This window comes from Allobosea eneae (genome assembly GCF_042657265.1).
Lineage (GTDB): Bacteria > Pseudomonadota > Alphaproteobacteria > Rhizobiales > Beijerinckiaceae > Allobosea > Allobosea eneae.
Genome location: NZ_JBHSLW010000005.1, coordinates 200991 through 224743, shown reverse-complemented (window position 1 = coordinate 224743; position 23753 = coordinate 200991). Strand labels below are relative to the sequence as shown.

20 protein-coding genes and 3 tRNA genes are annotated in these 23753 nt (G+C 66.9%); 18 read left to right on the top strand and 5 right to left on the bottom strand.

What is annotated here, in order from left to right; translation table 11 throughout:
- Positions 1 to 38: 38 nt before the first annotated feature.
- On the bottom strand, positions 39 to 1484 hold the full coding sequence (locus ACFPOB_RS02465) for a multicopper oxidase family protein (RefSeq protein ID WP_377795640.1): 1446 nt from the start codon (positions 1482 to 1484) through the stop codon (positions 39 to 41).
- 167 nt (positions 1485 to 1651) lie between these two features.
- Between ACFPOB_RS02465 and ACFPOB_RS02460 the strand changes: the two genes are divergently transcribed.
- The 6 genes from ACFPOB_RS02460 to ACFPOB_RS02435 all read left to right on the top strand — a co-directional run bounded on the left by ACFPOB_RS02460 (position 1652) and on the right by ACFPOB_RS02435 (position 9524).
- Positions 1652 to 1736 (top strand) — tRNA-Leu (locus tag ACFPOB_RS02460).
- An 84-nt stretch (positions 1737 to 1820) separates the two neighbouring features.
- Complete coding sequence (tig, locus tag ACFPOB_RS02455; RefSeq protein WP_377795639.1) at positions 1821 to 3254, top strand: trigger factor; 1434 nt, start codon at positions 1821 to 1823, stop codon at positions 3252 to 3254.
- 145 nt (positions 3255 to 3399) lie between these two features.
- Positions 3400 to 4023, top strand: coding sequence for an ATP-dependent Clp protease proteolytic subunit (locus tag ACFPOB_RS02450; protein ID WP_092154646.1), 624 nt, complete (start codon positions 3400 to 3402; stop codon positions 4021 to 4023).
- A gap of 273 nt (positions 4024 to 4296) precedes the next feature.
- Positions 4297 to 5565, top strand: a complete 1269-nt coding sequence (gene clpX / locus ACFPOB_RS02445) for an ATP-dependent Clp protease ATP-binding subunit ClpX (protein WP_377795638.1) — start codon at positions 4297 to 4299, stop codon at positions 5563 to 5565.
- A 334-nt stretch (positions 5566 to 5899) separates the two neighbouring features.
- On the top strand, positions 5900 to 8329 hold the full coding sequence (lon, locus tag ACFPOB_RS02440; RefSeq protein WP_377795636.1) for an endopeptidase La: 2430 nt from the start codon (positions 5900 to 5902) through the stop codon (positions 8327 to 8329).
- Positions 8330 to 8441: 112 nt separating this feature from the next.
- Positions 8442 to 9524: a MerR family transcriptional regulator gene (locus ACFPOB_RS02435; RefSeq protein ID WP_377795634.1), complete on the top strand. Its 1083-nt coding sequence runs from the start codon at positions 8442 to 8444 to the stop codon at positions 9522 to 9524.
- Between the two features lie 18 nt (positions 9525 to 9542).
- Here ACFPOB_RS02435 and ACFPOB_RS02430 read toward each other — a convergent pair.
- Positions 9543 to 9618: transfer RNA gene (locus ACFPOB_RS02430), tRNA-Val, on the bottom strand.
- Positions 9619 to 10006: 388 nt separating this feature from the next.
- On the opposite strand from ACFPOB_RS02430, the gene ACFPOB_RS02425 reads away from it, so the two are divergent.
- Positions 10007 to 10083, top strand: a tRNA-Asp gene (locus ACFPOB_RS02425).
- Positions 10084 to 10300: 217 nt separating this feature from the next.
- Here ACFPOB_RS02425 and ACFPOB_RS02420 read toward each other — a convergent pair.
- The gene (locus ACFPOB_RS02420; protein ID WP_377795633.1) at positions 10301 to 10942 is read right to left on the bottom strand and encodes an alpha/beta hydrolase family protein; all 642 of its coding nucleotides are present in this window, start codon (positions 10940 to 10942) and stop codon (positions 10301 to 10303) included.
- A gap of 126 nt (positions 10943 to 11068) precedes the next feature.
- Complete coding sequence (locus tag ACFPOB_RS02415; protein WP_377795631.1) at positions 11069 to 11956, bottom strand: LysR family transcriptional regulator; 888 nt, start codon at positions 11954 to 11956, stop codon at positions 11069 to 11071.
- Positions 11957 to 12042: 86 nt separating this feature from the next.
- Here ACFPOB_RS02415 and ACFPOB_RS02410 point away from each other — a divergent pair, with 86 nt between their 5' ends.
- Both ACFPOB_RS02410 and ACFPOB_RS02405 read left to right on the top strand, forming a co-directional pair.
- Positions 12043 to 12618 carry an NAD(P)H-dependent oxidoreductase gene (locus tag ACFPOB_RS02410; protein ID WP_377795629.1) on the top strand — a complete coding sequence of 192 codons (576 nt, stop codon included), beginning with the start codon at positions 12043 to 12045 and terminating at the stop codon, positions 12616 to 12618.
- 4 nt (positions 12619 to 12622) lie between these two features.
- Positions 12623 to 13039, top strand: coding sequence for a DUF6220 domain-containing protein (locus ACFPOB_RS02405; protein WP_377795627.1), 417 nt, complete (start codon positions 12623 to 12625; stop codon positions 13037 to 13039).
- A gap of 15 nt (positions 13040 to 13054) precedes the next feature.
- On the opposite strand, the gene ACFPOB_RS02400 is transcribed toward ACFPOB_RS02405, so the two are convergent.
- A complete protein-coding gene (locus ACFPOB_RS02400) occupies positions 13055 to 13969 on the bottom strand; it encodes a LysR family transcriptional regulator (protein ID WP_377795625.1) in 915 nt (304 codons plus the stop codon).
- 119 nt (positions 13970 to 14088) lie between these two features.
- Between ACFPOB_RS02400 and ACFPOB_RS02395 the strand changes: the two genes are divergently transcribed.
- From ACFPOB_RS02395 to ACFPOB_RS02355, 9 genes are all read left to right on the top strand, one after another.
- Positions 14089 to 14463, top strand: a complete 375-nt coding sequence (locus ACFPOB_RS02395; protein WP_377795623.1) for a Dabb family protein — start codon at positions 14089 to 14091, stop codon at positions 14461 to 14463.
- A gap of 43 nt (positions 14464 to 14506) precedes the next feature.
- Complete coding sequence (locus ACFPOB_RS02390) at positions 14507 to 15595, top strand: maleylacetate reductase (protein WP_377795621.1); 1089 nt, start codon at positions 14507 to 14509, stop codon at positions 15593 to 15595.
- Positions 15596 to 15598: 3 nt separating this feature from the next.
- A complete protein-coding gene (locus ACFPOB_RS02385; protein ID WP_377795619.1) occupies positions 15599 to 16963 on the top strand; it encodes an amidohydrolase family protein in 1365 nt (454 codons plus the stop codon).
- Between the two features lie 10 nt (positions 16964 to 16973).
- Positions 16974 to 17891, top strand: a complete 918-nt coding sequence (locus tag ACFPOB_RS02380) for an NAD(P)-dependent oxidoreductase (protein WP_377795617.1) — start codon at positions 16974 to 16976, stop codon at positions 17889 to 17891.
- On the top strand, positions 17888 to 18775 hold the full coding sequence (locus tag ACFPOB_RS02375; RefSeq protein ID WP_377795615.1) for an intradiol ring-cleavage dioxygenase: 888 nt from the start codon (positions 17888 to 17890) through the stop codon (positions 18773 to 18775). The genes ACFPOB_RS02380 and ACFPOB_RS02375 overlap by 4 nt, the downstream gene beginning before the upstream one ends.
- A gap of 64 nt (positions 18776 to 18839) precedes the next feature.
- Positions 18840 to 20261: an FAD-linked oxidase C-terminal domain-containing protein gene (locus ACFPOB_RS02370; RefSeq protein ID WP_377795613.1), complete on the top strand. Its 1422-nt coding sequence runs from the start codon at positions 18840 to 18842 to the stop codon at positions 20259 to 20261.
- 8 nt (positions 20262 to 20269) lie between these two features.
- Complete coding sequence (locus ACFPOB_RS02365) at positions 20270 to 21814, top strand: sugar ABC transporter ATP-binding protein (protein ID WP_377796044.1); 1545 nt, start codon at positions 20270 to 20272, stop codon at positions 21812 to 21814.
- Positions 21807 to 22760, top strand: coding sequence for an ABC transporter permease (locus ACFPOB_RS02360; protein ID WP_377795611.1), 954 nt, complete (start codon positions 21807 to 21809; stop codon positions 22758 to 22760). The genes ACFPOB_RS02365 and ACFPOB_RS02360 overlap by 8 nt, the downstream gene beginning before the upstream one ends.
- The gene (locus ACFPOB_RS02355; RefSeq protein ID WP_377795610.1) at positions 22757 to 23731 is read left to right on the top strand and encodes an ABC transporter permease; all 975 of its coding nucleotides are present in this window, start codon (positions 22757 to 22759) and stop codon (positions 23729 to 23731) included. The genes ACFPOB_RS02360 and ACFPOB_RS02355 overlap by 4 nt, the downstream gene beginning before the upstream one ends.
- Positions 23732 to 23753: the final 22 nt, after the last annotated feature.

Below are 23753 nucleotides of genomic sequence, written 5' to 3'. Positions count from 1 at the left end.
TGTCGCAAGCGATCGTGCTTGCGCCCGCGCTCATCGGCTCACGTCACCTCGAACCAGCTCCACAGCCCGCGGTCGAAGCGCTCCAGGACGGTCGAGGAGATCAGCCAGCGCCCGGGATTGTCGGCGATGAAGGCGATGTGCAGACGCTTGCCCTCGGGGATTTGCACCGTATCGAGGAAATAGGGCTCCCAGCCGTCGTCGAGCGGATGCAGCAGGCGGAAGCTGTGGCCGTGGACATGCAGCGGCTGCAGGAAGGCGGTCTTGTTGGTGATGCCGATCACTACGGGCGCGCCGCGCTTGACGCTGAACAGCGGCTTGCCCTTCGGATCGCCCTGGCCGCCATTGACGGTCCAGGGCTTGGCGAGATCGAGCCCGGCGAGGTCGAGCTTGTTCTCCGCCGTGATCTTCGCGCCGCCCTCGATGATCATCTCGGAGCGCCTGGCGTCCTGCAGTCGTACCGCAGCCGGCAGCGCCGGGTTGAGCGGCATGCCGGCGATCGCCGGACGCGCCGGCTTCGCTGAGCCCTCGCTGACGAAGCGCGCCAACGGCACGCCCGGGCCGATGAGTGCGGTGACGCTGGCCGCCGCTCCAACCGTCTCGGGCATGTCGAAGATCATGTCATAGCGTGTGCCCGGCGCGAAGGGCAGTTGGCCCCGGACCGGTTCGAAGGTCTCGGTCGGCTGGCCGTCTACCGCCGCGACGAAGGCTTTCATCTCGTCGAAGCGCAGCCGCATGATCCGGGCATTGCAGGCATTTGCGAGACGAAGGCGGACGCGGGCTCCCGGCGGCAGCTTGATCGGCAGCGGCGGAGGCTTGCCGTTGACGGTCAGCCAGCTGCCGAGCCGGCCGGCCGCGGCGCCGTCCTGCCCGTCGGGGGCGAAGGGCAGCAGCTTCTGGTCGTCGCCGAGCAGCCAGTCGCCGATCAGGGCCGGCAAATCGAGATCGACCGCCGGGGGCTCCTTCTCCTCGACGATCAGCATGCCGGACAATCCGCGGCCGGCCGGCTCGGACGAGCCGCCGAGCAGCATCGGGCGGTAAAGGAAGGTGCCGGGATCGGGCGGCGCCAGCTGATATTCGAATTGCCCGCCCGGCGGCACAGGTTCCTGGCTGAAGCCGCCGACGCCGTCCATGGCGTGGTCGGCGCGCAGGCCGTGCCAGTGCAGAGAGAGCGGCTTGTCGGTGCGGTTCTGTAGGCTGAGACGCAAGCTCTCGCCCTGCTTCACCTTGAGGACGGGGCCGGGCGTAGCGCCGTCGAAGGCCCAGATCTCCGTCTCGGGCGTCGGCGCAGGGCGCAGCCGCACCTTGGCGGGAGACGCGACGAGGTTCCGCGGGGCGGCAGTCGAAGCCGCCTGCGGAGCGGCGGGTACGTGTTGAGCGAGCGTCGACAGCGGCGCGAGCAATGTCGCCAGTCCGGCGCCCTGTGCGACGAGTTGGCGGCGGCTGGGATGGAGGCGCGAGGCCCGCAGTGATGCGTCTTTGCTCATGCCCCGGGACATAGCCCGGTCGGGGCCGTTCTGGCGAGCGCAAAGCCTTGCGCGAGCGGCCTTCGCAGAAATGTCGCATTTTTTTGCTGCATGACGCGCTCGAAATGCTATAGCGGCGCGGCCTACGGTGCCGCTGTCGCGACGACTGCGTGTGGCGCACCCGGTCGGCGGGCGTGGCGGAACTGGTAGACGCAGCGGATTTAGGTTCCGCCGACGTGAGTCGTGGGGGTTCGAGTCCCTTCGCCCGCACCAGGATGCAAGTTTCGCGAGCGCGGCGGCGGTCACCCGGCGTCGCGCTTTGGACATTGAAGTAACGAGCTGTTGGCGGATCGAACAATGAACGTGACGGAAACCCTGTCCCAGGGCCTCAAGCGCGAATTCCAGGTGGTGCTGAACGCCACGGACCTCAAGTCGAGGCTCGATGGCGAGCTGCAGAACCTGCAGGGCAAGGCCAAGATCAACGGCTTCCGCCCCGGCAAGGTCCCGGTCGGCCATCTGCGCCGGCTCTATGGCCGCTCGGTCATGGCCGACGTGGTCCAGAACGCCGTCAACGAGGCGAACCAGAAGATCGTCGCCGACAACGAACTCAAGCTCGCCTTCGAGCCGCAGATCAAGTTCCCCGAAGACAAGGACGAGATCGAGGCCGCGATGGAAGCCAAGGGCGATCTCGCCTTCACCGTCGCGCTCGAAGTGCTGCCGAAGATCGAGGTCGTCGATGTCTCCGACGTCGCGCTCGAGAAGCCCGTCGCCGAGGTTCCGGAAGCCGATGTCGACGCCGCTCTGGAGCGCATGGCCTCGCAGAACCGCGCCTTCGAATCGAAGAAGGACGGCGCCAAGGCCGCCAAGGGCGACCGCCTGCTGATCTCCTTTGTCGGCACGCTCGAGGGCAAGCCCTTCGATGGCGGCACCGGCTCGGAAATCCCGCTCGAGCTCGGCGCCGGCCAGTTCATCCCGGGTTTCGAGGAGCAGCTCGAAGGCGTCAAGAAGGGCGAGCAGCGCACCGTCTCGGTCACCTTCCCCGAAAACTATACCGCGACCCATCTCGCCGGTAAGCCTGCCGAGTTCGCCGTCACCGTCGACGACGTTCAGGCGCCGGGCGAGCTGAAGATCGATGACGAGCTCGCCAAGGGCTTCGGCATGGAATCGCTCGATGCGCTCAAGACCGCGATCCGCGAGCAGATCGGCCGCGAGTTCGGCGAGCAGTCGCGCCGCAAGGTCAAGAAGGCCCTCCTCGACGCGCTCGACGGCAAGTACAGCTTCGAACTGCCCCCGACCTTGGTCGAGCAGGAGTTCTCCGCTGTCTGGAGCCAGGTCGAGGCGGATATGAAGAACGCCAACAAGACCTTCGCCGACGAGGACACCACCGAGGACGAGGCTCGCGCCGAGTACCGCAAGATCGCCGAGCGCCGTGTGCGCCTCGGCCTGGTGCTGGCCGAGATCGGCGAGCAGGCCAAGGTCCAGATCTCGGATGACGAGGTGACGCAGGCCCTGATCCAGCGCGCCCGCCAGTTCCCGGGCCAGGAGAAGGAAGTCTGGGAGTTCTACCGCAAGAACCCGCAGGCGCTGGCTGAGATTCGCGCCCCGATCTTCGAGGAGAAGGTCGTCGACCATCTGCTCGGCCAGGTGAAGGTCTCCGACAAGTCGGTCTCGCGCGAGGCGCTCTTCGCCGATGACGAGGACGATGCCGCCACCGAGGCCAAGCCGAAGGCCGCCAAGGCGAAGAAGACCAAGAAGGCTGCGACCGAGGCGGCCGATGAGGCTTCGGCCTGATCCTCGTCGCTTGATTGACGATCTCTGCGCCGCCCGCCTCATGTCGGGCGGCGCTTCCCTTTTCAGCCGCAGCCGGCATGCTTATGTGGGGCCTTCGCCGCTATCGGCTGATTCCCGCCCGCTTTGACCCCAAGGACCGACGATGATGCGTGACCCGATCGAGACCTACAACAATCTCGTCCCGATGGTGGTCGAGCAGTCGAGCCGCGGCGAGCGCGCCTTCGACATTTATTCGCGCCTGCTGCGCGAGCGCATCATCTTCTTGACCGGCCCGGTCGAGGACTATTCGGCCTCGCTGATCGTGGCGCAGCTGCTGTTCCTCGAAGCCGAGAACCCGAAGAAGGAAATCTCCTTCTACATCAACTCGCCCGGCGGCGTGGTGACCTCGGGCCTGTCGATCTACGACACCATGCAGTTCATCCGCTGCCCGGTGACGACGCTCTGCGTCGGCCAGGCCGCTTCGATGGGCTCGCTGCTGCTGACCGCCGGCGCCAAGGACATGCGCTTTGCGCTGCCGAACGCCCGCATCATGGTCCACCAGCCCTCCGGCGGCTTCCAGGGCCAGGTCACCGACATCCTCATTCATGCGCGCGAGGTCGAGAGCCTGAAGCGGCGCCTGAACGAGATCTATGTCAGGCACACCGGCCGCTCCTACGAGGACATCGAGGCGGCGCTGGAGCGCGACAATTTCATGACCGCCGACCAGGCCAAGGAATTCGGCTTGATCGACAAGGTGATCGACAAGCGCGCGGACGAGGCGGCGGCCTGACGGCTGTCACCGAGACGACACGCGCCTGTGGGTTGGCGAGCGGCTCTCGAAGGGCCATATTGCCTTGAGACTAGGCCTCATGTTTGCATGGGGCAGCGGAAGGGCGCGGCAAGGCGCTCAAGCGGTCCGGTTTTGGGTCAGTTTCGTCGCCGCCTGCATCAGAGCGACGCGTTAACCCAATAATCGCGATCTGAGCGCCTATTATGACGGGGAGACGACATCAGGTCGCCGTTTTTCGGTGGCGCATTTCGTCCTCCGAGATGGAGAATCACGATGAGTAAGGCCAGCGGCGGCGATTCCAAGAGCACGCTCTACTGCTCCTTTTGCGGCAAGAGCCAGCACGAGGTCCGCAAGCTGATCGCGGGCCCGACCGTGTTCATCTGCGATGAATGCGTCGAGCTTTGCATGGACATCATTCGCGAGGAATCGAAGTCCGCGCTGGTGAAATCCAAGGACGGCGTGCCGACCCCGAAGGAGATCCGCAAGGTTCTCGATGATTACGTCATCGGCCAGGACCACGCCAAGAAAGTCCTCTCGGTCGCGGTCCACAACCACTACAAGCGGCTCAGCCACGCGACCAAGCACAACGATGTCGAGCTGGCGAAGTCGAACATCCTGCTGATCGGGCCCACAGGCTCGGGCAAGACGCTGCTCGCGCAGACGCTGGCCCGCATCCTCGACGTGCCCTTCACCATGGCGGATGCAACGACGCTGACCGAGGCCGGCTATGTCGGCGAGGATGTCGAGAACATCATCCTGAAGCTGCTCCAGGCCTCCGACTATAATGTCGAGCGGGCGCAGCGCGGCATCGTCTACATCGACGAGATCGACAAGATCAGCCGCAAGTCGGACAACCCCTCGATCACCCGCGACGTCTCGGGCGAGGGCGTCCAGCAGGCACTGCTGAAGATCATGGAAGGCACCGTCGCCTCCGTGCCGCCGCAGGGTGGGCGCAAGCATCCGCAGCAGGAGTTCCTGCAGGTCGACACCACCAACATCCTGTTCATCTGCGGCGGCGCCTTCGCCGGGCTGGACAAGATCATCTCCGGCCGCGGCAAGGGCACCTCGATCGGCTTCGGCGCGACCGTGAAGTCTCCCGACGAGCGCCGTACCGGCGCGATCTTCCGCGAGGTCGAGCCGGAGGACCTGCTCAAGTTCGGCCTGATCCCCGAATTCGTCGGTCGCCTGCCGGTTCTGGCAACGCTGGAGGACCTCGACGAGGCGGCACTCAAGACCATCCTCACCGAGCCGAAGAACGCGCTGGTCAAGCAGTATCAGCGCCTGTTCGAGATGGAGGACACCGAGCTCACCTTCACCGACGAGGCGGTCAGCCTGATCGCGCGCAAGGCAATCGAGCGCAAGACCGGCGCCCGCGGCCTGCGCTCGATCATGGAAGGCATCCTGCTCGAGACCATGTACGAATTGCCGGGGCTGGAAGGCGTCGAGCAGGTCGTCATCGGCCCAGAGGCGGTCGAATCCAAGTCGCGTCCGCTCTTCATCTATGCGGACCGCGAGGAAGAGACCAAGTCGGCCTCGGCCTGAGCGAAACCGGATTCTGGTTCAGTTCGGAACGCGCGCCTTTCGGCGCGCGTTTTGCCTTACGGGCTCGGTGACAACAGTTGCCCTGAAACTGTCTCCACCTTGCAGCGATCATCACGGTCTCGTGCAGCGATTGCGGCAGAAGCGGCGGTGGACTGCGTCAGGCGTCGCTTGAAAGCCGGCGCCGAAGCATCCACCTTATGATCACCTGCAAGAGTCGCGTGCCTGTCGAGGGCGCGGCCGGCAGGGGCGCCTGGCGCGAATGGTCGCGCCGCGCGGTACGTCCGCTCGATTGCCTATCCAGGGGTCGGCCGGGCGAAAACTTGAAGGACTAGACATGACTGGCTCGACGCCCCGCGCTCCGCTCGTCCCCGGCACGACCGATACCTATCCGGTCCTGCCCCTGCGCGACATCGTCGTCTTCCCGCACATGATCGTGCCGCTCTTCGTCGGCCGCGAGAAGTCAATTCGCGCGCTCGAGGAGGTGGTCAAGAACGATGGCCTGATCCTGCTCGCCACGCAGAAGAATGCCGGCGACGATGATCCGGACACCGGCGACATCTATGAAATCGGCACGCTCGCCCGCGTGCTGCAGCTGCTGAAGCTGCCCGACTCGACCGTGAAGGTGCTCGTCGAGGGCATCGGCCGGGCCAAGGCGACGACCTACACCGCCACCGACAACTTCTATGAGGCTGAGGCCGAGGCGCTCGCCGAGGAGGCCGGCAAGAAGGTCGAGGTCGAGGCGCTCGCCCGCTCGGTCGTCAGCGAGTTCGAGAACTATGTGAAGCTCAACAAGAAGATCTCGCCAGAGATCGTCGCGGCGGTCTCCCAGATCGACGAGCCGGCCAAGCTCGCCGACACCGTCGCCTCGCATCTCGCGGTCAAGATCGCCGACCGGCAGGCCGTGCTGGAGGTGATGAACGTCGCCCACCGGCTCGAGAAGGTGCTCTCCCTGATGGAGAGCGAGATGTCGGTGCTCCAGGTCGAGAAGCGCATCCGCTCGCGCGTCAAGCGCCAGATGGAGAAGACCCAGCGCGAGTACTATCTCAACGAGCAGATGAAGGCGATCCAGAAGGAGCTGGGCGACGGCGAGGAAGGCCGTGACGAGCTGGCCGAGCTGGAAGAGCGCATCGCAAAGACCAAGCTGACCAAGGAAGCGCGCGACAAGGCGCTCGCCGAGGTCAAGAAGCTCCGGCAGATGTCGCCGATGTCGGCCGAGGCCACCGTCGTGCGCAACTATCTCGACTGGCTGCTCGGGATTCCGTGGGGCAAGAAGTCGAAGATCAAGAAGGACCTCGCCGCAGCCCAGCAGGTGCTCGACGACGATCATTTCGGCCTCGACAAGGTCAAGGACCGCATCGTCGAATATCTGGCTGTGCAGCAGCGCGCCAACCGGCTCGCCGGCCCGATCCTGTGCCTCGTCGGCCCTCCGGGCGTCGGCAAGACCTCGCTCGGCAAGTCGATCGCCAAGGCGACCGGCCGCGAGTTCGTGCGCATGTCGCTCGGCGGCGTGCGTGACGAGGCCGAGATCCGCGGTCACCGCCGCACCTATATCGGCTCGATGCCCGGCAAGATCATCCAGTCGATGAAGAAGGCCAAGACCTCGAATCCGCTCATCCTGCTCGACGAGATCGACAAGATGGGCCAGGACTTCCGCGGCGATCCGTCGGCGGCCCTGCTCGAGGTGCTCGATCCCGAGCAGAACTCGACCTTCAACGACCATTACCTCGAGGTCGACTACGACCTGTCGAACGTGATGTTCGTGACCACGGCGAACACGCTGAACATCCCGCCGGCCCTGCTGGACCGCATGGAAGTGATCCGCATCGCCGGCTATACCGAGGACGAGAAGGCCGAGATCGCGCGCCGCCACCTGATCCCGGGGGCGATCGCCAAGCACGGCCTGCAGTCCAAGGAATGGTCGATCGACGACGAGGCCCTGACGACGCTGGTCCGGCGCTATACCCGCGAGGCCGGCGTTCGCAACCTCGAGCGCGAGATCGCCAACACCGTCCGCAAGGCGGTGAAGGAGATCGTGCTGTCGAAGAAGAAGAGGGTCGCGGTCACGCCGGCGGTGCTGGAGGACTATCTCGGTCCGCCGCGCTATCGCTACGGCATGGCGGAAACCGAGGATCAGGTCGGTGTCGTCACCGGCCTGGCCTGGACCGAGGTCGGCGGCGAGATGCTGACGATCGAAGGCGTGATGATGCCCGGCAAGGGCAAGATGACCGTCACCGGCAACCTGCGCGACGTGATGAAGGAATCGATCTCGGCGGCGGCGTCCTATGTCCGCTCCCGCGCCATCGATTTCGGCATCGAGCCGCCGCTGTTCGACCGGCGCGACATCCACGTCCATCTTCCCGAGGGGGCGACCCCGAAGGATGGTCCGTCGGCGGGCATCGGCATGGCCACGGCGATCGTCTCGATCATGACCGGCATCCCGGTCCGCCGCGACGTCGCCATGACCGGCGAGGTCACGCTGCGGGGCAGGGCGCTGCCGATCGGCGGCCTCAAGGAGAAGCTGCTCGCCGCTCTGCGCGGTGGCATCAAGAAGGTGCTGATCCCGGAGGACAACGCCAAGGATCTGGCCGATCTGCCGAAGTCCGTGAAGAACGGGCTGGAGATCGTCCCGGTCTCGCGGATGGACCAGGTGCTGCAGCACGCTTTGGTGCGCCAGCCGACGCCGATCGTCTGGGAAGAGGACTTGAAGGCACCCGTGCCTAAGGGCAGTGAGGACGACACGGCTGCGGCCAGCGTCGCTCACTGAGCCCCGCGCTCGCGAATGAAGAGGCCGCCGGCACCCGCCGGCGGCCTTTTTTCTCGGCAGGCCCTTGAGCCGCACCCTGCGTCATAGCCTAGCGCTGCTTCAGGAGGTGCCGATGAGCATGCGCAGCAAGGGTGAGATCTGGCTGGAAGCCAATGAGTGCGCGGCCCGGATCGGGCTGTCGAAGCGGGCTCTGCGGCTCTACGAGGAGCACGGCCTGATCCGCCCGCGGCGGACGCAGAAGGGCTGGCGTCTCTATGGCGCCGACGAGATCGCCCGCCTGCACGAGATCCTGGCGCTGAAGCGGCTGGGCCTGAGCCTGCAGCGGATCACCGCGCTGCTGCAGGGCAAAGCCATCGATCTCGCGGGGATCCTCGGCATCCAGCACGATCTGCTCGCCGAGCAGCGCGAGCGGGCCGAGCAGGGGCTTGCGCTCGTCCGCGCTGCGCAGGCCAAGCTCGCCACCGGCACCTCCCTCACCGCCGACGAACTGATTCGGCTCGCGAAGGAGACCAACATGACTGAGAACAACACCGATACCGTCGCCTGGCGGCGCTACGAGCAGGCGCGGCCGCGCACCGAGATCAAGCTCGATCCGCGCCGCTTCGAGCGCTACATCGGCTTCTACCGACACCCCGCTGGCCAGATCTTGGCCGTGACCCTGGAAGGCGATCGCTTCTTCCTGCAGCTGACAGGCCAGCCCAAAGTCGAGCTCTTTGCCGAAAGCGATAGCAATTTCTTCCTGAAGGTCGTACCGGCCCAGCTCGCCTTCGCGCCCGCCGGGGACGGCCGGGCGGAATCCTTGACCCTGCATCAGGGGGGCTACGAAGCTCTCGCCACGCGCATCGACGAGGCGGAAGCAAAGCGCCAGCAAGACGAGCTCGGCGCGCGGGTGCGCGATCGGGTTCCGCATCCGCGCAGCGAGGAGACCTTGCGCGAGTTCCTCGAAGAGCAGCAGCGCGGCACCATGTCGTTCGAGCTTCTGAGCGACGAGCTGGCGGACATCGTGCGCGAGCAACAGCCGATCGTCAGCGCCGAGCTCGAATCGAAGGGCGGTCTCCAGCAGCTGACACTGCGCCGCATCGGCGAGGACGGGGTCGATGTCTACGAGGCGCAGTTCGCCAAGGGTGCCCTGCAATGCGGGATCGGCTTCGGCCAGGACGGAAAGGTCCACACGCTCTGGATGCTGCCGGCGTAAGCAACTCCAAGGAAAGGCTGGTGGGCGGTGACGGGCTCGAACCGCCGACATCTTCGGTGTAAACGAAGCGCTCTACCGACTGAGCTAACCGCCCTTGCCCGCCGTTTACGACCACCGGGCCGGCTTCGCAAGCCGCAGGAGGCGAACTTGCGAAGCTTTGCCCCGTCGTGACGCAAAATGGCGAGGGCGCCGCGGCTCGAACCCACGGCCGCCGATATGACGGGCGAGCACCCTAACCATCTGAGCTGCACCCGGCAGGGGTGGCGCTGCTGAATGCGTGGGCGTGGGGATTCGCCTTGCTCGTGCGGCCTTGCCATGGATCGCGCCGTGCGCCGCCCGCGGGAAGTGCGAAAAACTGCAGGGTTCAATCTCTTTCCCCGGAGTTTGGAGGTCATCAACATTTTGACGGCTTCGGTGCTTGACAGTCAGGGCCGGGAGCCATAATCCCAACGCCGCCGGGGACGAGTTCCTCAGCCGCCCGCGCGGGCGTAGCTCAGTTGGTTAGAGTGCCGGCCTGTCACGCCGGAGGTCGCGGGTTCGAGCCCCGTCGCCCGCGCCATTAAAATCAAAGACTTAGCTGGAATAGGCGGTCTTCGATTACTTTCCCCCGTAACATTGTCGGCAGCGGCTTCTTCGGTTCGAGTTTCGGCCGGCCAGCCCGGCGCGTGCAGCGGCGTCAGGAACAGTGGCGATATTGCCTGCCGTGAGCGAGTGACCTGGCCTTCAGGCGCCGCCGCGGTAGCTGGGTTTCATGGCGCCGAGGACGGAGATCGTCGTCAGCCAGGGTGGCCGATCACGCGCCCGGCCCAATCGGAAACCGTCTCGGCCATGGTCTTCAGATGGTCGGCCGGCGAAAAGCCGGAGAGGCTCTTGCGCGGCTTCAGATCGTGATCGCCATCCTCGAGCCATAGAAGCTCGATCTGCGGAGACAGCGTGTAGGCCGAGACCTCGTCCCTGGTGCCGAATTCATCTCGCGTTCCCTGGGTGACGAGCGTTGGCGTCCTCAGAGCGGCGAGATGAGCGGTCCGCAACTGCTCCGGCTTTCCGGGCGGGTGAAAAGGGTAGCCCAGGCACAGAAGCCCATGGATCCGGCCAGTGGCGAGAAGCTCGTCGGCGACCATGCTGGCGACGCGGCCGCCCATCGACTTGCCGCCGATGATGAGGCGGCCCTTCGCTGCGAGGGCATCGACGACGGCGATGTATTGCGGATTGAGCTTTTCGGCTCGGGGAGGTGGCAGACGGCGCCCGTCGGTACGCCTCGCCGCCATGTAGTCGAACTCGAAGCGGGCGACGCGGAAGCCCGCGCTGCCCAGCGCCTTGGCGGCCGCCGCCATCGACGGCGAATCCATCGGGGCCCCGGCCCCATGGGCCAGCAGGATGGTGGTTCCGGCATTGTCGGGACCATCGAAAAGAAACATCGCGCCGTCCTGTGCTGACAGACCTCTTCCTTATCCGCTGAAAGCTTATCGCGCCTGCCTGCTGGCGCCAGCACGCGTCGGGCCACTACCTGATCGCCCCGCACTTTTCGCTGATGGGCTGCGGAATTACCGCAGCAATCGAACAAGGATTCCGGCGACGTACTGCAAAGCGGCGTCCTTTGCGCGCCGTCGATGCCATGCCAGATGCAGCGTGAAGCCGGGCGTGGGAAGCGGCGGCGGGAAGGAGGCGAGCCCCGCAAATTCGGCCAGGACCCGCGACGGCAGCAGGGCGATCATGTCCGAGCCCCGCAGCAGCTCCGGGACCATCTGGAAGCTCGGCACGACCAGGCCGGCGCGCCGCGACAATCCCCGGTTCGCCAGTTCGGCATCGATCGGCGTGCGCGTGTCGCCGCGCCCCGAGACCAGGATATGCGGGTAGGCGAGCCAGGCTTCGAGATCGAAGCCATCTGCGGCGGGATGGCCGATCCGCATGGCGGCCAGATAATGCTCCGTCAGCAGCTCCTCGCGATGGAGGTCGTCCTCGGCCGGCGGGAGTACTGAAATGGCCAGATCGCTGGAGCCATCCATCAGGGCGGCACGGGCGGCATCCGCGCCATGCCAGGGCTGGATCACCAGGTCGATGCCGGGCGCCGCACGCTGCAGTTCCTGCTGCAGCGGCGCAATGACGATCAGCGCAGGATAGTCTGCCGTGGTGATCCGTAGCGTCTGCCGCATCTCTGCAAGTGGCACCTGCGGCGGGTCGACCAGCTCGGTCACCCCAGCGAGGAGCGATTTCAGCGGAGCGCGCAAGGCTTCAGCCTTGGCGGTCAGGTACATGGTGCCGCGGCCACGTTCCAGGAGCTCGTCGCGGAACAGATGCCGGCAACGTTGCAGCGCCGCGGAGGCCGCGGGTTGCGACAGGCCGAGCCGGTCGGCTGCGCGGCTGACATGCGCCTCGTCGAGAAGGGCGTCGAGAACGACGAGGAGATTGAGGTCAAGTGCTCTTAAATTCATGAGGTGGATAATAGTATAGATCGATAATCGATTGGAGCAATTTATTGCATGCCGGCATCGTCGCCTGGTCAGACCAGGAGGCGACGATGACCAAGACACTCATTCTGTTGTTCCACCGCGATCTCTCGCAATCCAAGGCCAATGCAGCCTTGTCCGCGGCCGCCGGCGGCATCCCGGGCGTCGAGGTCGTCGATATGCAGGCGCTCTATCCCGATGGCATCGACATGGTCCGCGACGGCGAGCGCGAGGCCGCCCGGCTGCTCGCCGCCGAGCGCGTCGTGCTGCAATTCCCGATCCAGTGGTATTCAACTCCGGCCTTGCTGAAGGCATGGCAGGACGCGGTGCTCACCCGCATGTTCTATCTCGCCTACGAAGCCGAGGGCAGGGCGCTGGAGGGCACGCCGCTAATGCTGGCGGCGACCGCCGGCAACGTCCCCGACGCCTATCGTCCCGGCGGCCGCAACATGTTCGCCATGATCGATCTTCTGGCGCCGCTGCGCGCCACGGCCCATCGCTGCGGCCTGCCCTGGAGCGACCCGTTCATCGTCTACGAGGCGGACAAGCTTCTGCCCGATGCGCTCGAAGCGGCTGCCGCCGCCTATATCGCCAGGCTTGAGGACTGGATCGCCGCCACCGCGACCACCGGCCGGGAGGCAGCGTGAGGCCATGGAGACCGAGCATGATACATTCGCCGAGCTCGATCGCGGCACGCCGCGCTGGTTTGCCGTCGCCGCGCGGACTCTGCCCCTCGGTATCCTCGTCCAGTTCCTCAGCGCCGGCGCGTCCCTGTTCGGGAACAGCGGCTTGTGGGGGCTGCATGCGAGCTTCGGCGGAGCCTTGGCCCTCCCGGCGGCGGCGCTGCTCGTCGGAGCCATCGTCATCGCGCGGCTGCGGGGCTTTCGCTGGTGGGCGGGGCTGGTCGTCCTGCTCTACCTGATCCAGGTGGCGCTGGCGGCCAGGGGCGAGCCTGCGCTGCTCTCGTTTCATCCCTTCAACGGCGCGCTTCTGCTCGTCGCGAGCCTTGTGCTCGCGGCCAAGGTCGAGCGCCGCGCCGCGATGTGCCGGCGCCGGCAATCTGCGTGAAGCGCGGACAGGCGGCTATGCCGACCAGATCTGGCTGTTCGAGGTGGACCGCACGTGATTGACGAGGAACTCGTTGAACACCCGGATCTTGGCCGGCAGATGATCGCGGTTCTGATAGGCGATGTTCATGGTCAGCGTCGGCAGCTGCCAGTCGAGCAGCACCGGGACCAAACGCCCGGCGTCGAGATCGTCCTGCACGATGTAGAGCGGCTGGATGAGGATGCCGAGCCCTGCGATCGCGGCCTGGCGGATCACCTGCCCGTCATTGCAGTCGAGCGCCGCCCCGATCCGCACGATCCGCTCGCTGTCGCCTTTGGTCAGGCGCAGCGAGAACGGATCGGCGGCGAGGTTGTAGACCAGCATGTCGTGCTGGGCGAGGTCGGCCGGGGCGACCGGGCGCCCGCGCTCTTCCAGATAGGCCGGCGAGGCGGCGAGGACGCGGCGCATGCGCCCGAGCCGCCGCACCACGATGTTGCTGTCGGGCTCATGCAGGCGCGTGCGGATGGCGACGTCGATGCCGGCCTCGATGAAGTCGAGATAGCGGTTGGCGACGGCGATGTGGACGCTGAGCTTGGGATAGAGACGGCGGAAGGCCGGCAGCATCGGCGCCAGATAGATCGTGGCGAAGGAGAGAGAGCTGGTGACGCGCAGCACGCCTTGCGGCGCCAGCGTATGGACGTTCACCGCCTCTTCCGCCTCGCTCAATTCGGCCAGCAGCGCGCCGCTGCGCTGGTAGAACTGCTCTCCTGCCTCGGTGAGCCAGAGACGGCGCGTATTGCGCTCCACCAGCCTGGCGGAGAGGCGCTCCTCCAGGGCAGCGAGGTGCCGGCTGGCGGCGGCGTTCGACATGCCGAGCGCTTCCGCCGCACGCGACAGGCTGCGCAGCTCCGCCGTCTTCACGAACACCTCGATCTGCGTGAAGCGGTCCATATTTCCGATTTGCGTAAAAGAGAGTTCCTGAAGCTCGGCTTTATTTCCGACTTTCGCAAGTCTTAACTCTCGGGACAATGACGGCCCAAGAATGACGGCCGAAGGTCGAGGAAACGCCTATGCCAGGTCCGGTCCGCCACATCGTGATGTGGCGCTTGCGCGGCGACACGCCGACGGAGCGCGCCGATGCCCGCGCCAAGGTCAAGGCCGCCTTCGAGGGGCTGCGGGGCCGCATCGAAGGGCTCACCCATATCGAGATCGGCGCCGACGTCAGCGGCGTCGACTATGCCTGCGACGTCGTGCTGGTCAGCGAGTTCGCCGATCGGGCTGCGCTCGAAGCCTATGGCAGCCATCCCGAGCATCTGAGGGTCCGGCAGGAGCTCGCCGATCTCCGGATCGCGCGCTTCCAGGTCGATTATCTCGCCGATAGCGACGTTCCCGTCTTCGCCGCAAGCGGTCTGCATCACCGCCAGGAAATCGTTGCCGGCGAGTGAGCCGGCGCCGCCCGATCAACGCCTGATCCGCCAGGAGCCTTCGATGATCGAGACCTTTGCCTATGAGGCTCTGCCGTCGCGGGTGCGCTTCGGCCGGGGCACGATCAAGGAGGTGGCAGCGGAGGTCGACCGTCTCGGCGCCCGGCGGGCGCTGGTCCTGACGACGCCGCAGCAGGCGGCCGCGGGCGAGCGCCTCGGTGCGCTGCTCGGCTCCGCCCTGGCGGGATATTTCAACGACGCGACGATGCACACGCCGGTCGAGGTGACGGAGCGGGCGCTCGACACTTTGCGCGAGACCGGAGCCGATTGCGTGGTGGCGCTGGGCGGCGGCTCCACCACGGGGCTCGGCAAGGCGCTCGCCCTGCGCTCCGGCGTGTCGCAGGTCGTGATCCCAACCACCTATGCCGGCTCGGAGATGACGCCGATCCTCGGCCAGACGGAGGGCGGCCGCAAGACGACGATCCGCTCGCTCGACGTGCTGCCCGAGACGGTCATCTACGACGTCGACCTGACTCTCAGCCTGCCGCCGATGCTGTCGGCGACCTCGGGCGTCAATGCCATGGCTCATGCCGTCGAGGCGCTCTATGCCAGGGACCGCAATCCGATCATCTCGCTGATGGCGCAGGACGGCATCCGCACGCTGTCTTCGGCCTTGCCGATCCTGGTGCATGAGCCGGCCAATATCGAGGCACGCTCGCATGCGCTCTACGGCGCCTGGCTCTGCGGCTGCTGCCTCGGCGCGGTCGGAATGGCGCTGCATCACAAGCTCTGCCACACGCTCGGCGGCAGCTTCGACCTGCCCCATGCCGAGACGCACACCGTGGTGCTGCCGCATGCGGTGGCCTACAACGCGCCGGCCGCGCCGGAGGCGATGGCCGCGATCAGCCGGGCGCTCGGCGCGCCCGATGCGGCGCAGGGGCTCTATGATCTGGTGCGGGCGCTCGGCGTGCCGCTGTCGCTGGCCAAGCTCGGCATGCCCGAGAGCGGTATCGACAAAGCGGCGGACATCGCGGTCGAAAATCCCTACTGGAATCCGCGCCCCGTGACCCGAGGCGGCATCCGCGACCTGGTTGCCAGGGCCTTTGCCGGCGAGCGGCCTCGCGCTGCCGCCACCGAAGACGAGGCGGCCTGAGCTATGGCCCGCCGCATCCTCATCTCCGGCGCTGCCATCCTCTCGATGGACGCAGCCATAGGCGACCTGAAGCGGGGCGACATCCTCGTCGTTGATGGCAGGATCGCCGCGATCGCACCCCGTATCGAGGCCGAGGATGCCGAGCGCGTCGACGCGGCCGGGCGCATCGCCGTGCCGGGTTTCGTCAACGCCCATATGCATAGCTGGCAGACCGGCCTGCGCGGGCTCGCGGCCGATTGGACGCTGCTCGAATATTTCCGCTGGATCCATGCCGGGCTCGCGACGCTGTTCGAGCCTGACGATATCGGCATCGCGACGCTGATTGGCGCGCTCGGCCAGATCGATGCCGGCACCACGACATTGGTCGACTGGTGCCACAATAATCCGACGCCTGCGCATACCGATGCCGCGGTCGAGGCGCTGGCCGAGAGCGGTATCCGCGCCGCGTTCTTCCACGGCTCGCCCAAGCCCGATCCCAAGCCCGGCGAGCCGCATTTCTCGGAGGTGCCGCATCCGCGCGCCGAGATCGAGCGTTTGCGGCGCGGCCGCTTCGCCGGCAATGACGGCCTGCTGACGCTCGGCCTCGCCATTCTCGGCCCGCATTATGCGACGATGGAGGTCGCGTGCACCGACTTCCGCCTGGCGCGCGAATTCGGCCTGGTCGCCTCGATGCATCAGGGCGGCGGCGCGGCGAAGACGCCGGGCGGCTGGGAGCAGCTGATCGCCGAGGGGCTGGTCGGGCCCGGCATCAACATCGTGCACGGCAACGACCTGCCGGACGAGCTGTTGGGGCAACTGCTCGATCTCGGCGCCTCCTTCTCGGTGACGCCGGAGAACGAGATGGCTCAAGGCCACGGCTTCCCGATCACCGGGCGGCTGTTGGCGCGCGGCGTGGCGCCTTCGCTCGGCGTCGATCTCGAATCCGTGCTCGCCGGCGACATGATGGGCGTTGCCCGCATCGCGCTCGGCATGCAGCGCGCGCTCGACAATGCCGAGAGCCGGCGCAAGACCGGCGCGATTCCGCCGACCTCGACGATCCCTGTCCGGCAGGCGCTGTCCTGGATCACCATCGAGGGCGCGAAAATGCTCGGCCTCGACCATCGCATCGGCTCGCTCGCACCAGGCAAGCAGGCCGACATCACGCTCATCGACGCCCGCGCGCTGCATCTGCAGCCGCTGCACGATCCCGCCGCCGCCGTGGTCATGCAGGCCGGGCGCGGCGACGTCGAGGCGGTGATGATTGCCGGCCGCTTCGTCAAGCGGGATGGAAAGCTGCTGGCCGAAGGGCTGGAGGGCAAGCTCGCCCGGCTCGCCGCCTCGGGCGCGCGGATCGTCGAAGGGCTTCGCCGCGGGCACCGGGCAGCTTGAGGACAACGCAATGAGCGACACCCACACCATCGGCTGGATCGGGCTCGGCAAGATGGGGCTGCCCATCGCGTCCCGCCTGGCGGCGGCCGGACACGACATCGCCGGCTTCGACCGCGACCAGCGGCGCATCGCCGAGGCTGTGGAAGGCGGAGTGAAGCCAGCCGCCACGCTTGCCGACGCGGCGAGACGCGACATCGTCTTCACCTCGCTGCCGGACGACAAGGTACTCGCCGCCGTCGCGCTGTCCGGCGGGCTGTTCGACGCGATGCGCGAAGGCGCGGTCCTGGTCGAGACCTCGACCGTCAGCCCGACCATCTCGGCACAGGTGGCGCAGGCGGCCGCGCGGCGCGGCGTCGCCTATTTGCGTGCGCCGGTCTCCGGCAACGCCGCCATCGCCCATACCGGCAATCTGACCTGCTTCGTCTCGGGGCCGCGCGCCGCCTTCGACGCGGTCCTCCCGATCGCGCAGGACTTCACCCGCGCCCAGAAATATCTCGGCGAGGCCGAGGAAGCCCGCTTCGCCAAGCTCGCCGTCAACCTGATGATCGCGGTCTCGGCGGCGATGATGGGCGAGAGCATCGTGCTGGCCCGCAAGGGCAACCTCGCCTGGCAGGACATTCTCGACGTGCTGACCAACAGCGCCGTCGGCTCGCCCATGGTCCATTACAAGGCCAAGAGCCTCGAGACGCGCGATTTCTCGCCGACCTTCTCCTGCCGGCAGATGGCCAAGGATCTCGACCTTATCATCGGCGCCGGCCAGGCCGCCGAGATGGCGCTGCCTTTGGCGAGCCTCACGCGCGAGACCTACGGCGCCCTGATCGGGCGCGGCGAGGGCGAGGCCGATTTCATCTCGACCGTGCGCCTCGCCGAATGGCTCGCCGGGCTCGGCGAGCCCGACCTCGATACCGACGAAGGGAGGCTCGCATGAGGAACTTCGACCAGAACAGCATCACCCAGGCGGTGCTCGAACGCGTTGCCGCCGCTCCTGACACGCGCACGCGGCAGATCAGCGAGGCCCTGGTCCGCCACCTCCACGATTTCGTCCGCGAAATCCGCCCGACCCAGGAAGAATGGGCCAAGGGCATCGCCTTCCTGACCGATACCGGCCAGATGTGCACCGGGGCGCGGCAGGAGTTCATCCTGCTCTCCGATACGCTCGGCGTCTCCATGCTGGTCGATGCGATCAACCACGACCATCAGGGCGCCGTCACCGAGAGCACTGTGCTCGGCCCGTTCTATGTCGAGGGGCCGCCCGAGGCGGCGCTGGGCAGCGACATATCGGGCGATCTGCCAGGTGAGCCCATGTATGTTTCCGGTTCGGTCGCCGCTGCCGATGGTAGCCCGCTTGCGGGGGCGATCGTCGATGTCTGGCATTCCGACGAGGACGGCTATTACGACGTCCAGCATTCGGAGGATGCGGCCGATCTCGTCGCAAGGGCGCGCTTTCGCACCGATGTGCAGGGCCGCTTCCATTTCTGGTCGATCAAGCCGGCGGCCTATCCGATCCCGCATGATGGGCCGGTCGGCAAGATGCTGGAGGCGCAAGGGCGCCATCCGTGGCGACCGGCCCATGTCCATTTCATGATCGCGGCGCCGGGCCACGAAAAACTCGTGACCCATGTCTTCGTCGCCGGCGACCAGTATCTCGATTCCGACGCCGTCTTCGGCGTGAAGGATTCGCTGATCAGCGACTTCACAGAGCAGCCGGCCGGCACCGCCCCGGACGGACGGACGCTCGACCGGCCGTGGTGCCGGCTCACCTACGACTTCAAGCTCAACCCGGCTTCGGAGGCTGCGCACCGCGCCGCCTGAGGCGCCGACCATCGACCGCAAATCGAGAGAGCCCGGCCAGCGGGCCATCGCGGAGGGAGAAAACATGTTGACCAGACCATCTCCGGATGGCGGCGCCACGGAAACGGCGTTGACGCGGCTCGCACAGATGCTCGGCCCGCGCGTCAGCCGCGCCGCCGGTGTCCTTGCCGACCATGGCCGCAGCGAGGCCTATCATGCGGCCTCGCCGCCCGATCTCGTCGTCTTCCCGGAAACGACCGAGGAGATGCGCGGCATCGTCACGATCTGCCGCGATCTGCGGCTGCCGATCATTCCGTTCGGCGCCGGCACCTCGCTGGAAGGCAATGCCTCGGCGCCGCATGGGGGTGTCTGCATCGACATGTCGCGCATGGACAAGGTGCTGGCGACAAGCCCGGAGGACATGGATGTCCGCGTCCAACCCGGCATCACCCGCAAGCAGCTCAACGCGCAATTGCGCGACACCGGCCTGTTCTTCCCGATCGATCCCGGCGCCGACGCCTCGATCGGCGGCATGGCCTCGACCCGCGCCTCCGGCACGATGGCGGTGCGCTACGGCACGATGAAAGACAATGTGCTTGGGCTCGAGGCGGTGCTCGCCGACGGCCGCGTGATACGCACGGCCCGGCGCGCCCGCAAATCCGCCGCCGGCTACGACATGACCCGCCTGCTCGTCGGCGCGGAAGGGACGCTCGGCGTCATCACCGAGGTGACGCTGAAGCTCCACCCGCAGCCGGAGGCCATCTCCTCGGCCGTCTGCGCCTTTCCCGATCTGAAGTCGGTGGTCGGCACGGCGATCGCGGTGATCCAGTCCGGCGTCCCGGTGGCGCGCATCGAACTGCTCGACGCGGTGATGATGCGCGGCATGAACCTGCACGCGAAGCTAGGACTGCCGGAAGCACCGCATCTCTTCTTCGAATTCCACGGCTCGAAGGGCTCTGTCGCCGAGCAGGCGGAGACCGCGCAGGCGCTCGCCGGCGAGTTCGGCGGGCAGGATTTCGCCTGGGCGACCGCGCCTGAGGAGCGCAGCCGTCTCTGGCAGGCCCGCGACAACACACTCTATGCCGGGCTCGCCTTGCGGCCGGGCGCGCGCGCCTTGGTCACCGATGTCTGCGTGCCGATCTCGCGCCTGGCCGAATGCCTCGTCGCCACCGCTGCCGACATCGCGGAGAGCGGCCTCGTCGCCCCGGTGGTCGGGCATGTCGGCGACGGCAACTTCCACTTGCTCGTCCTGCACGATCCCGCCAGCGTCGAGGAGGTCGCCCGGGTGAAGGCGTTCAACGAACGCCTGGTCAGGCGGGCGATCGCGCTCGACGGCACCTGCACCGGCGAGCACGGCATCGGCCTCGGCAAGATCGACTTCCTCGAACTGGAACTCGGCGAGACCGTCGACGCCATGCGCCTGGTGAAGCAGGCGCTCGATCCGCTGGGGATCATGAACCCCGGCAAGATCTTCCGCTCGTCCGCGCAGATGGGAGGCGCCCGATGAGCGCGCTGATGGCGATCAAGCCCGACTTCGACACGACCTCGCCGCCGCCCGCGACGGCCGAAGGCACACCGCTCTTCGAGCTGAGGGGCATTTCCAAGACCTTCCCCGGCGTGAAGGCGCTCGACGACGTCTCGTTCGCACTCTGGCCGGGCGAGGTGCACATGCTGGTCGGCGAGAACGGCGCCGGCAAATCCTCGCTGATGAAGGTGCTGTGCGGCGCCTATCAGGCCGATTCCGGCGACTATCTCCACAAGGGCGAGAAGGTCGAGATCCGCTCGCCCGCCGATGCCCGCAAGCTCGGCATCGCCGTGATCTTCCAGGAGTTCTCGCTCGTCCCCTATCTCGACGTGGCGCAGAACATCTTCCTCGGCCGCGAATTCCGCTCGCGCATTCCGGGGCTGATCGACCGCCGGCGGCTCTATCGCGAGGCGCAAGGTGTCCTCGACCTGATCGGCCTCGACATCGATCCCAGGACCAAGGTCCATACGCTCGGCGTCGCCCAGCAGCAGATGGTCGAGATTTGCAAGGCCCTGTCGCAGAACGCGCGCATCCTCGTCATGGACGAGCCGACCGCCGCGCTCTCCGACCGCGAGACCGAGCGACTCTTCGCAGTAATGCGCCAGTTGCAGGAGAAGGGCGTCGCCATCGTCTACATCTCGCACCGCATGGCGGAAGTCTTCGCGCTCGGCGACCGCATCACCGTGCTGCGCGACGGCAAGCTCGTCGGCCGAGCAAGTCCGGGGCAGACCACGCCGGACGCGCTCGTGCGCATGATGGTCGGCCGCAATGTCGACATGAGCTATCCGCGCAATTTCGCGGAGAAGCCCGGCGAGGTCGTGCTTGAGGTCAAGGGCCTCTGCGCCAAGAACGGCATCCGCGACATTGATCTGACCGTGCGCGCCGGCGAGATCGTCGGCCTCTGCGGCCTGGTCGGCTCCGGCCGGAGCGAGGTCGCCCGCGCCATCTTCGGCGCCGACGAGGTCACGGCCGGTGAGATCAGCATCTTCGGCAAGGCGAGGCGGGGAGGGCCGGACGCAGCGACCATGGCTGGCGTCGGCCTCATCCCGGAAAGCCGCAAGACGGAAGGGCTCGCGCTGATCCGCACCGTCTCCGACAATCTCGCCGTCGCCGGGCTGCCCAAGCTCTTTCCGAACAAGCTGTTCTCGCCCGCTCAGGCAAGGCGCTCGGCCGAGGAGCTGATCAAGCGGCTGCGGATCGCGACGCCCTCGCCGAACCAGAGCGTCGCGCTGCTCTCCGGCGGCAACCAGCAGAAGGTGGTGATCGGCAAATGGCTCGCCGCCGGCACCAGGCTGTTCATCTTCGACGAGCCGACGCGGGGCATCGATGTCGGCGCCAAGTCCGAGATCTTCGCGCTGATCGACCAGCTCGTCGCCGATGGCGCAGCGGTGCTGATGATCTCCTCGGAACAGGCCGAGATCGTTCATGTCTGCGACCGCGCCTACGTCATGCGCGGCAAGCGCCTCGTCGGCGAACTCTCCCGCTCCGAACTCTCCGAAGAGAACATCGTCCGAATGGGGATGCACCATGACTGATCAGGCGATCTCCTCTCCCTTGCCGCGCCTCCCGGCCGTGCCGGGCGTCGCCGTCGCGTTGGCCGGGCTCTCGCTGCTCTTTGCGCTGGCGAGCCCCGGCTTCCTCACCGCCGGCAACCTTTCCAATGTGCTGGTGCAATCGGTCATCCTGCTGCTGCTCGCCCTGCCGATGACGCTGATCATCATGACCGAGGGGCTCGACCTCTCCATGGGCGCGGTGCTGACGCTGGCCTCGCTGGTGCTGGCGCTGATCGTGGTGGCGACGCAGTCGCTGGCGCTCGGCCTCATCGGCGCACTCGCCGTCGGCCTTGCCTTTGGCCTCGTCAATGGCTGGCTGATCGCTGGGCTCTCGATCCCGCCCTTCGTCGCGACGCTGGGCACGCTCGGGGCTGCTCAGGGCCTCGCGCTCGTGGTCAGCGACGGCCAGAGCGTCGTCGGCATCCCGCGCTTCGTCCGTCTGGTCTATTCCGGCGAGACCTTCGGCATCCCGACGCCGATCCTGATCGGCGCGGGCTTCTACGCGCTCTTTCACATCCTGCTCTACCACACCCGCTTCGGCACCTATGTCTGCGCGCTCGGCGGCAACCGAGATGCGCTGACGCTCGCCGGCGTCGCCTGGAAGCGCCTGCTCGTCGCCGTCTACATGCTCGGCGGCGCGATGGCCGGTGTCGCGGCCCTGCTGATGACCGCGCGCATCAATGCCGGCCACCCGACCGCGGCGATCGGCCTGGAGTTCGACGCCATCGCCGCGGTGGCGCTGGGCGGAACCTCCTTCGACAAGGGCAATGGCTGGCTCTTCGGCACGCTGCTCGGCGTGCTCACCGTCGGCGTGCTGCGCAACGGCCTCAACCTGATGGCCGTTCCATCCTCCGTCCAGGTCGCCTGCATCGGCGCCCTCGTCATCGCCGCCCTTCTCGTCGACAGCCTGCGGAGCACACGGTCATGAGCATCGCCAGCGACGCCGCTACTCGCCCCGCCGGCTTCCATCTCTCGCGCGAGACGCGGCAGCTCGCCTATCGATTGCTCGCGGTGGCGCTGCTTTGCCTCGCCTTGAGCGTCGCGACCGAGGCCTTCTTCACCGCCAACAACATCCTCAACGTGCTCCGGCAGGCGAGCCTGCTCTTCTTCCTGGCGTCAGGGTTGACGCTGGTGATCCTGACCGGCGGCCTCGATCTCTCGGTCGGCGCCAATATCGGCCTCTCCGCCTGCTTCGCGGCGACGGTGATCAAGGCGACCGGCTCGCCGGTGCTCGGCACGCTGACCGGCCTCGCCACCGGGCTCGTGATCGGCATCTGCAACGGGCTGATGGTGGCCAAGCTCAGGATCCCGTCCTTCATAGCCACCTACGGCATGCTCTGGGTGCTGCACGGCATCACCTATTACTACATGGCCGGCGAAACCATCCACGGCTTCCCGCCCGGCTTCCGCCAGATCGGCTCGGGCTATTTCCTGGGGGTGCCGATCCCGGTCTATCTGATGCTGGGCTTCCTGCTGGCTGGCACGATCTTCGCCCAGCGCACCATTTGGGGGCAGCAGATCTACGCCATCGGCGCCAATCCGGTCGCGGCCCGCCTCACCGGCATTCCGGTCGATCGCCGCCTGATCCTGGTCTACGCCTTCTCCGGTGCCATGGCGGGCGTCGCCTCGATCGTCTTCCTCGCCCGGCTGAACTCGGCCGAGGGCGATATCGGCGAGGCGATGACGCTGCCGGCCATCGCCGCAGCGCTGATTGGCGGCGCCTCGCTGTTCGGCGGCGTCGGCAGCGTCTTCGGCACGTTCATCGGCGCGCTGATCCTGACGCTGGTGCTGAACGGCATGAACCTGCTCGCCGTCAACGCCAACTGGCAGCCGCTCGTCACCGGACTGATCGTCATCCTCGCCGTCTGGTTCGACATGGTCGGCCGCCGGCGCAATTGAACCAACCAAGCAGAAAACCAAG

What these genes read in the sequence shown, in the direction of transcription:
- ACFPOB_RS02385 (WP_377795619.1), top strand. Translation starts at nt 15,599, where the DNA reads ATGGCCCGCCGCATCCTCATCTCCGGCGCTGCCATCCTCTCGATGGAC.
- ACFPOB_RS02465 (WP_377795640.1), bottom strand. Translation starts at nt 1,484, where the DNA reads ATGAGCAAAGACGCATCACTGCGGGCCTCGCGCCTCCATCCCAGCCGC.
- tig (WP_377795639.1), top strand. Translation starts at nt 1,821, where the DNA reads ATGAACGTGACGGAAACCCTGTCCCAGGGCCTCAAGCGCGAATTCCAG.
- ACFPOB_RS02390 (WP_377795621.1), top strand. Translation starts at nt 14,507, where the DNA reads ATGATCGAGACCTTTGCCTATGAGGCTCTGCCGTCGCGGGTGCGCTTC.
- ACFPOB_RS02365 (WP_377796044.1), top strand. Translation starts at nt 20,270, where the DNA reads ATGGCGATCAAGCCCGACTTCGACACGACCTCGCCGCCGCCCGCGACG.
- ACFPOB_RS02375 (WP_377795615.1), top strand. Translation starts at nt 17,888, where the DNA reads ATGAGGAACTTCGACCAGAACAGCATCACCCAGGCGGTGCTCGAACGC.
- lon (WP_377795636.1), top strand. Translation starts at nt 5,900, where the DNA reads ATGACTGGCTCGACGCCCCGCGCTCCGCTCGTCCCCGGCACGACCGAT.
- ACFPOB_RS02360 (WP_377795611.1), top strand. Translation starts at nt 21,807, where the DNA reads ATGACTGATCAGGCGATCTCCTCTCCCTTGCCGCGCCTCCCGGCCGTG.
- ACFPOB_RS02410 (WP_377795629.1), top strand. Translation starts at nt 12,043, where the DNA reads ATGACCAAGACACTCATTCTGTTGTTCCACCGCGATCTCTCGCAATCC.
- ACFPOB_RS02380 (WP_377795617.1), top strand. Translation starts at nt 16,974, where the DNA reads ATGAGCGACACCCACACCATCGGCTGGATCGGGCTCGGCAAGATGGGG.
- ACFPOB_RS02400 (WP_377795625.1), bottom strand. Translation starts at nt 13,969, where the DNA reads ATGGACCGCTTCACGCAGATCGAGGTGTTCGTGAAGACGGCGGAGCTG.
- ACFPOB_RS02450 (WP_092154646.1), top strand. Translation starts at nt 3,400, where the DNA reads ATGCGTGACCCGATCGAGACCTACAACAATCTCGTCCCGATGGTGGTC.
- ACFPOB_RS02405 (WP_377795627.1), top strand. Translation starts at nt 12,623, where the DNA reads ATGGAGACCGAGCATGATACATTCGCCGAGCTCGATCGCGGCACGCCG.
- clpX (WP_377795638.1), top strand. Translation starts at nt 4,297, where the DNA reads ATGAGTAAGGCCAGCGGCGGCGATTCCAAGAGCACGCTCTACTGCTCC.
- ACFPOB_RS02370 (WP_377795613.1), top strand. Translation starts at nt 18,840, where the DNA reads ATGTTGACCAGACCATCTCCGGATGGCGGCGCCACGGAAACGGCGTTG.
- ACFPOB_RS02415 (WP_377795631.1), bottom strand. Translation starts at nt 11,956, where the DNA reads ATGAATTTAAGAGCACTTGACCTCAATCTCCTCGTCGTTCTCGACGCC.
- ACFPOB_RS02420 (WP_377795633.1), bottom strand. Translation starts at nt 10,942, where the DNA reads ATGTTTCTTTTCGATGGTCCCGACAATGCCGGAACCACCATCCTGCTG.
- ACFPOB_RS02355 (WP_377795610.1), top strand. Translation starts at nt 22,757, where the DNA reads ATGAGCATCGCCAGCGACGCCGCTACTCGCCCCGCCGGCTTCCATCTC.
- ACFPOB_RS02435 (WP_377795634.1), top strand. Translation starts at nt 8,442, where the DNA reads ATGAGCATGCGCAGCAAGGGTGAGATCTGGCTGGAAGCCAATGAGTGC.
- ACFPOB_RS02395 (WP_377795623.1), top strand. Translation starts at nt 14,089, where the DNA reads ATGCCAGGTCCGGTCCGCCACATCGTGATGTGGCGCTTGCGCGGCGAC.